Origin of the sequence: Streptomyces sp. YIM 98790 (assembly GCF_011421595.1) — a bacterium.
Taxonomy (GTDB): Bacteria; Actinomycetota; Actinomycetes; order Streptomycetales; family Streptomycetaceae; genus Streptomyces.
In genome coordinates this window covers 5,833-13,544 of sequence record NZ_WTLH01000161.1, presented here as the reverse complement: position 1 = coordinate 13,544, position 7,712 = coordinate 5,833, and the positions used below count along the sequence as shown (strand labels likewise).

5 protein-coding genes are annotated in these 7,712 nt (G+C 75.0%); all 5 read left to right on the top strand.

Annotated features, from left to right (window positions below; translation table 11 throughout):
- Positions 1 to 1,967, top strand: a 1,967-nt coding sequence (gene infB, locus GQS09_RS21950) for a translation initiation factor IF-2 (protein ID WP_165988940.1), incomplete at its 5' end; no start/stop codon positions are given.
- A 104-nt stretch (positions 1,968 to 2,071) separates the two neighbouring features.
- Complete coding sequence (locus GQS09_RS21945) at positions 2,072 to 2,365, top strand: DUF503 domain-containing protein (protein ID WP_165988939.1); 294 nt, start codon at positions 2,072 to 2,074, stop codon at positions 2,363 to 2,365.
- A gap of 77 nt (positions 2,366 to 2,442) precedes the next feature.
- Positions 2,443 to 2,985: a 30S ribosome-binding factor RbfA gene (gene rbfA / locus GQS09_RS21940; protein ID WP_165988938.1), complete on the top strand. Its 543-nt coding sequence runs from the start codon at positions 2,443 to 2,445 to the stop codon at positions 2,983 to 2,985.
- The gene (truB, locus tag GQS09_RS21935) at positions 2,982 to 3,896 is read left to right on the top strand and encodes a tRNA pseudouridine(55) synthase TruB (RefSeq protein WP_165988937.1); all 915 of its coding nucleotides are present in this window, start codon (positions 2,982 to 2,984) and stop codon (positions 3,894 to 3,896) included. The genes rbfA and truB overlap by 4 nt, the downstream gene beginning before the upstream one ends.
- A 187-nt stretch (positions 3,897 to 4,083) precedes the next feature.
- Positions 4,084 to 7,712, top strand: a 3,629-nt coding sequence (locus tag GQS09_RS21930) for a trypsin-like peptidase domain-containing protein (protein WP_207958121.1), incomplete at its 3' end; no start/stop codon positions are given.

The following is a 7,712-nucleotide window of genomic DNA, read 5'->3' as shown; positions in this document are numbered from 1 at the left end:
GCTTCGGCGGCCGTCCCGGCGGTCCCGGTGGCCGCGGCGGCACGCAGGGCGCCTTCGGGCGGCCCGGCGGGCCGGCCCGGCGCGGGCGCAAGTCGAAGCGGCAGCGGCGCCAGGAGTACGAGGCCATGCAGGCCCCGTCGATCGGCGGCGTGATGCTGCCGCGCGGCAACGGCGAGACGGTCCGTCTCTCCCGCGGCGCGTCGCTCACCGACTTCGCCGAGAAGATCAACGCCAACCCGGCGTCGCTGGTCCAGGTGATGTTCAACCTGGGCGAGATGGTCACGGCCACCCAGTCCGTCTCGGACGAGACGCTGGAGCTGCTCGGCCAGGAGATGAACTACACCGTCCGCATCGTCAGCCCGGAGGAGGAGGACCGCGAGCTGCTCGAGTCCTTCGACATCGACTTCGGCGAGGACGAGGGCGGGGAGGACGATCTGGTCTCCCGTCCGCCGGTGGTCACCGTCATGGGTCACGTCGACCACGGCAAGACCCGGCTGCTGGACGCCATCCGCAAGACCAACGTGATCGAGGGCGAAGCGGGCGGCATCACCCAGCACATCGGTGCCTACCAGGTCTCCACCGAGGTCAACGGCGAAGAGCGGAAGATCACCTTCATCGACACCCCCGGTCACGAGGCGTTCACCGCCATGCGGGCCCGCGGTGCCAAGTCGACGGACATCGCGATCCTGGTGGTCGCGGCGAACGACGGCGTGATGCCGCAGACCATCGAGGCGCTGAACCACGCCAAGGCGGCCGAGGTGCCGATCGTGGTGGCGGTCAACAAGATCGACGTCGAGGGCGCCGACCCGACCAAGGTGCGCGGCCAGCTCACCGAGTACGGGCTGATCGCCGAGGAGTACGGCGGCGACACCATGTTCGTCGACATCTCCGCCAAGCAGGGCATCAACATCGAGGGCGTGCTGGAGGCCGTGATCCTCACCGCCGACGCCACCCTGGACCTGCGGGCCAACCCGAAGATGGACGCGCAGGGCATCGCCATCGAGGCGCACCTGGACAAGGGCCGCGGTGCCGTGGCCACCGTCCTGGTGCAGCGCGGCACCCTGCACGTGGGTGACTCCATGGTCGTGGGCAACGCCTACGGCCGGGTCCGGGCCATGCTGGACGACAGCGGCAGCCCGGTCACCGAGGCCGGCCCGTCCATGCCGGTGCTGGTGCAGGGTCTGACCAGCGTGCCGGGCGCGGGAGACAACTTCCTGGTCGTCTCCGAGGAGCGCACCGGCCGGCAGATCGCCGAGAAGCGCGCGGCGCGCGAGCGCAACGCGGCCTTCGCCAAGCGGGTCCGCCGGGTCTCCCTGGAGGACCTGGACCAGGTGCTCAAGGCCGGCGAGATGCAGCAGCTCAACCTCATCATCAAGGGCGACGCGTCCGGTTCCGTCGAGGCACTGGAGTCCTCGCTGCTCCAGCTCGATGTGGGCGAGGAGGTCGAGCTGCGGGTGCTGCACCGCGGTGTCGGTGCGGTCACCGAGACCGACATCGACCTGGCCACCGGCTCGGACGCCATCGTGATCGGCTTCAATGTGCGCGCGGCGGGCCGCGCCACGCAGATGGCCGAGCGCGAGGGCGTGGACGTCCGCTACTACTCGGTCATCTACCAGGCGATCGAGGAGATCGAGTCGGCCCTGAAGGGCATGCTCAAGCCGGAGTACGAGGAGGTCGAGCTCGGCACGGCGGAGATCCGCGAGGTCTTCCGCTCCTCCAAGCTCGGCAACATCGCGGGTGTCATCATCCGCTCCGGCCTGGTCAAGCGGAACGCCAAGGCCCGGCTGGTCCGGGACGGCAAGGTGGTCGCCGAGAACCTCACCATCGAGGGGCTGCGTCGCTTCAAGGACGACGTCACCGAGATCCGGGAAGGGTTCGAGGGCGGTATCAACCTCGGCAACTACAACGACATCAAGATCGACGACCAGATCGTCACCTACGAGATGCGGGAGAAGCCCCGCTCCTGATCCGGGCGGGCTGACACCGGCGAGGACCGGGGCCGGTCGGCGGAGCGCGGCGAGAGCCGAAACTCCGTCGATCGGCCCCGGCCATGACGGTTACGATCATCGCCATGTACGTAGGGGCCATGACCTTTGACCTGCTGCTCGGCGACGTGCGTTCGCTCAAGGAGAAACGCTCCCTGGTCCGGCCCATCGTGGCCGAGCTCCAGCGGAAGTTCGCGGTGAGCGCCGCCGAGACCGGGCACCAGGACCTCTACCGCAGGACCGAAGTGGGCCTCGCGGTGGTCTCCGGGGACGCCGGGCATCTGACCGACGTTCTCGACCGGTGTGAGCGGCTGGTCGCCGGCCACCCGGAAGTGGAGCTGCTGTCCGTGCGGCGGCGCATCCACGGCGACGACGACTGAGCGCGGGTACCGTACGCGGTGTCCCCGCCGCTCACCGCCCGTCGCCCGTACGCACCAGAAATCAAGGAGACGGACCAGTGGCCAAGAACGCCCGGGCCGACAACCTGGCGAAGCTCATCCGCGAGGTGGTCGCCGAGAAGATCCAGCGGGGCATCAAGGACCCGCGCATCAGGAACCACCAGGTGACCGTCACCGACACCAGGGTCACCGGTGACCTGCGGGAAGGGACCGTCTTCTACACCGTCTACGGGGACGACACGGCGCGCATGGAGGTCGCGGCGGGCCTGGAGAGCGCCAAGGGGCTGCTGCGCTCCGCGGTCGGCCAGGCCGCCCAGATCAAGTTCACCCCGACGCTCACCTTCGTGCCGGACGCCCTGCCGGAGAACGCCCGCGTGCTGGAGGATCTGTTCTCCGCCGCGCGGGCCCGGGACGCGGAGCTGCGCCAGCGGTCCCGGGGCGCCCAGTACGCCGGTGACCCGGACCCCTACAGCCGGGGCCGTGCCGAGGAGGACGAGGAGGCCGGAGCCGGCCGGCCCGGCCAGGCCGCTCAGGACCCCGACGACGGCCGGGACGGCGGTCGGGACGGCGGTCAGGACGGCGAGGAAACCGCCACTCCATGAGCAAGCGGCGGAACAAGCCGGACGCGGGCCCGGACGGGCTGGTCATCGTCGACAAGCCCGCCGGGTTCACCTCGCACGACGTGGTGGCCAGGATGCGCGGCATCGCCCGTACCCGCCGGGTGGGGCATGCCGGCACCCTGGACCCGATGGCGACCGGGGTGCTGGTGCTCGGCCTGGGCCGGGCCACCCGCCTGCTCGGGCATCTGGCGCTCACCGAGAAGGAGTACCTGGCCACCGTCCGGCTCGGCCAGGCCACCGTGACCGATGACGCCGAGGGCGGGATCACCGCCTCCGCGGGTGCCCCGGCGGTGCCCCGGGAGGCCATCGGCACCGCCATCGAGGCCCTCACCGGCGACATCCTCCAGGTCCCGTCCAGCGTCAGCGCCGTCAAGATCGACGGCAAGCGGGCCTACAAGCGGGTGCGCGAGGGGGAGGATGTCTCCCTGCCCGCCCGCCCGGTCACCGTCTCCGCCTTCACCCTGCACGACATCCGGCAGGCCACCGCCGGGGACGGCACCCCGGTGACGGACCTGGTGGTCACCGTGGTGTGCTCCTCCGGCACCTACATCCGGGCCCTGGCCCGCGACCTGGGGGCCTCGCTCCGCACCGGCGGCCACCTCACCGCGCTGCGCCGTACCCGGGTCGGGCCCTACGGCATCGCCGCGGCCCGCACCCTGGAGCAGCTTGAGCAGGAGCTGTCCCTGCTGCCGCTGGCCGAGGCCACGGCCGCCGCCTTCCCGCGCTGGGACCTGGACGAGCGCCGCGCCGCCCTGCTCGGCAACGGTGTGCAGATCGCCACCCCGGACGACCTGCCGGCCGGCCCGGTGGCCGCCTTCGGCCCCGGTGGCCGGCTGGTCGCCCTGGTCGAGTCCCGGGCCGCCCGGGCCCGCATCCTGGCCGTCCTCGCCTGATCCGGCGGGCGGCGGCGGGCGGCGGCGGGCGCGGCGATGGTCCCTTCGTCACGTCCACATCACTCTGCGTTCACCCGTTTGCCGGAGCGCTCAGAGATTCGGGGGGCGCACTCGCCGTAATGCGCTGATTCCGGCCGGTCTCTGGGCAGAACCTCACCGCACCACCAGAGTTCGGGAGGTTGGGTCCATGACACCGGCGAAGCCCTCAGTGCCGTCCCTGGTGCGGATCAGCGATCTCGCCGGACGCTCGCGCGGCAGCGGTTTCCTCGCCGACCACCAGGGCACCGTGCTCACCAGCCACGAGGCCGTGGACGGCCTGCCGCGCGTGGTGCTGCGCAGCCCCAGCGGCCGGACCGAGGTGATCGAGGCCGGGGACATCACCCCGGTCCCGGAGTGGAACCTCGCCCTGCTGCGCACCCGCGACCTCGATGTGGAGCCGCTGGTCTGCTCCACCGACCGCGCCGCCGCGGACCTGCGGGTCCGGGTCCGCCTCGGCGGCTGGCTGACCACCGCCGTCAGCGGCGCCTGCCCCGCCACCTACACCGCCACCGACCGGTTCCACTCCCTGCCCGTCGCGGTCGAGCTGGACCTCCCCGAGTCCGCCGGCTGCAAGCTGCGGCTGAACACCGCGGCCACCGGCAGCCCGGTGCTGGACGCACAGACCGGCTCGGTGCTGGCCGTGCTCGGCACCGCCCTGCACACCGCGCACCGCTCCGCGGGCTTCGCCGTGCCGCTGCGCGCCGCAGCCGAGGCCGATCCGGGCGGGCCGGTCGACCGGCTGCTGCGGCGCAACGGCGCCACCGTCCCCGGCTTCGGCGTCGACCTCAACGTGGCCGGAGTGCTGGAGCTGACGGCCGCCGCCGTGCACACCGCCACCGCCGCGCACCGCGCCCCGCCCGCCGACCGCCGGGAGGCGGCCGAGGCGCTGCGCTCCTTCGAGCGGGGCGACGCCTCCCTGCTGGCCCTGGTCGGCCCGCCCGGCACCGGCCGCACCACGGCGCTCGCCGCACACGCGGCGCGCCGCCTGCGCGGCCCGGAACCGGCCGTCACCCTCTGGCTCACCGGCGCGGACCTGCACGCCGACGACAGCTCGGTCCGCGACGCGCTGGCCCGTGCGCTCGGCGAGGCGGGCCGGGCGCACGCCGCGGCCGGTCCGGCCACGGTCGGCGACCCGGCACGGGTCGACCCGGACGTGGTGGCCCGCATCGCCCGCGACACCGGCACCCCGCTGCTGGTGCTCCTGGACGCACCCGAGGAGATGCCCCGCCGCCTGCTGGCCCGGCTCCGGCCGTGGATCACCGGCACCGTGAGCTGGCTGCGGGCCGCCGGCGCCCGCCTCGCCCTCACCACCCGGCCCGAATTCTGGGATCACAGCCTCGCCCCGCTCCTGCCCCCGCCCGCCGCCGTGCCGCCCGCCCCGGCTTCCGGCCGGGAGGCGGCAGCGGAGCCGCGAGAGGGGCGGGGCCGCGGAGATGCCCCCCGCGACCACGCTGCCGGAGCCGGGACGCACCGCCCGACGAGCGGCACCACGGCCGGCGCGGAGGTGTGGGGAAGAGGGCTGGTGGCCCATGTGGAGCTGGGGGACCTCCCGGCGGAGAGCGCCGTCGAGGCCCGCGCGGCGCTCGGCATCACACCCGGCCGCATCGCGCCCGAGGAGGCCGCGCATCCGCTCTCGCTGCGCCTGCTCAGCCGGGTGCGGGCGGCCCAGGGCCGGGGCGCCGACGGTGCCCCCGGCCGGATCGACATCTTCTCCGCCCACCTCGACCTGTGCGCGCTGACCGTCGCCAGCCGCCTCGTCTGCGGCGGCCACGGCCCGGCCCGGCTGCGTGACCAGTGCCGCCTCGCCGCCCGCGTCTCCGCCCGCCTGCACGAGGCCGCCCGCCGCTGCCTCGGCCCGGTCGTGCTGCCCCGCCGCGATTTCGAGGAACTCTTCCCCCGGCAGGGCGGCTGGGCCCGGGCGGTGCTCGACAGCGAGATCCTCCTTCCCGCCGGGTCCGGCTACCGCTTCGCCGACGAGGAGTTCGCCGAGTGGCTCCAGGGCTGCCACCTCGATCTCGACGTCGCCCTGGACCGCCTGCTCGCGCCGCGCCCCGGCGAGGAGGCCATCCCCCGCCACCGCATCGGCCCGGTGGTCTTCGCCCTGCTCACCGTCGAGCGGCGGTACGGCCCCGACGCCCTGCGCCGCCGTCTGCAGCGCCTGGTCGACGCCCTGCCCGGGGTGCGCGGCCAGGCCGCCCCCTGGTGGGCCGGGCGGCTCCTCGGCGAAGTGCTGCCCCGCCTGGCCGACGCCTCCCCGTACACGGGGCCGCTGCACCAGCTCGCCGAGCGCATCGGCGCCGACCGGCTGCCCCCCGCCGGCTTCGGCCCCTCCTTCTGGCGCCGCCTCGCCCTGCCCGTCGCCGACCGGCTGGCCCTGCTGCGTCTGCTGCTGCCGGCCGACACCCCCGGCGCCGACCGCTATCTGACCGTCGCCGCCGAGCAGCTGGCCGCCGACCCGGCCACCGCCCAGCGCGCGCTGTGCCGCTGGTTCGGCGACGAACGCCCGCTGCGCCGCTCCGCCCGCCGCGCCACCGTGGCCGACGCCGCCCAGGCCCTGCTGCACACCCGGCGCACCCTCTCGCCGGACACGCTCACCGAGGCGCTCGCCGGGGCCGCCCACCCGCGCGCCGCAGAACTTCTCGCCGAACTCGCCAAGGAGGACCCCTCCGTGCTCTGCCGGGCGGTCCGCCGGTGGGCCGCCGACGACCGTCCGCAGCTCCGGGAGGCCGCCGGCACCTACGCCACCGTCGTCCTGCCGCACGCCCGTGCCGCCGCCGACCGCGAGCTGCTGCGCGCCGCGGCCGAGGAGCTGCTGGCCCGCCCCGACCACGCCGGCCTGCACACCCTCGCCCACACCGTGCTGCTCCCGGACCCGGCCGCACGTGCCCGCCATCTCCCGGCCGCGCTGCGCCACTTCACGGCCCTGCCCGCCACCGCGCCCCGCCTTCCCGCACTGGCCCGGGCGCTCACCGCGGCGCTGCCCACCCACCCCGAGCCCGTGCTGCGGGCCTTCCACGCCCGCCTCGTCCCCGGTCCCGCCGACGAGGACGCCACCGCCGACCCGTACGGCGGCGAGGACGACGCCGAGGCCGCCACCGCGCTGCTGCTGCCGCTGGCCGACGTCGGCACCCCGGCCCTGGCCCGCCGGATCGCCCGCCTGGTCCGCGAGTACACCGAGCAGCGCCCGCTCACCTCTCCCGAGCCCGCCGCCCGCTTCCTCCAGCAGCGGCTGCGCCACGGCCCGGCCGCCCGCTCCGCGGTCTACCCTCTGGTCACCGGCCTGCTGCGGCACGGCCCGCGCCCGCTCCGCGCCGAGCTCGGCCGGGTCCTGGGCCGCACCGGCGGCCCGCTGGCCACCGAACTCCTCGACGTGCTGCTGGCCACCGAGCGGGAGCCCGCCGTGCTCGACCAGGTGCTGGATGCCGTGGCCCGCAGCGGCGGCGGCCGGGAACTCGTGCACCGGATCGGCCTGCTGCTCAACCGCACCACCGAAGGGGTCCGGCTGTTCGACCACCGGATGGTCGCCCTCGCCCGCGAACTGCCCGGATTCGCCGACCAGGTACACGACTGGATCACCGGCGCGCCGGGGGAGTGGGCGGCCATGGTCGGCCCCAGCGCCCGCCGCGAGGTGCTCCGCTGCCTGGGCCGGCCCCGCTCCCCGGCGGACGTCGCCATGCCCGCCGGCCCCTCCGGGTCCGCCGGCCCGGCCGGCCCGGCAGACCCGAACTCCGCCGACCCGGACACGGCCGCCGATGCCGCCGCCGCGGCGGGCTCCGC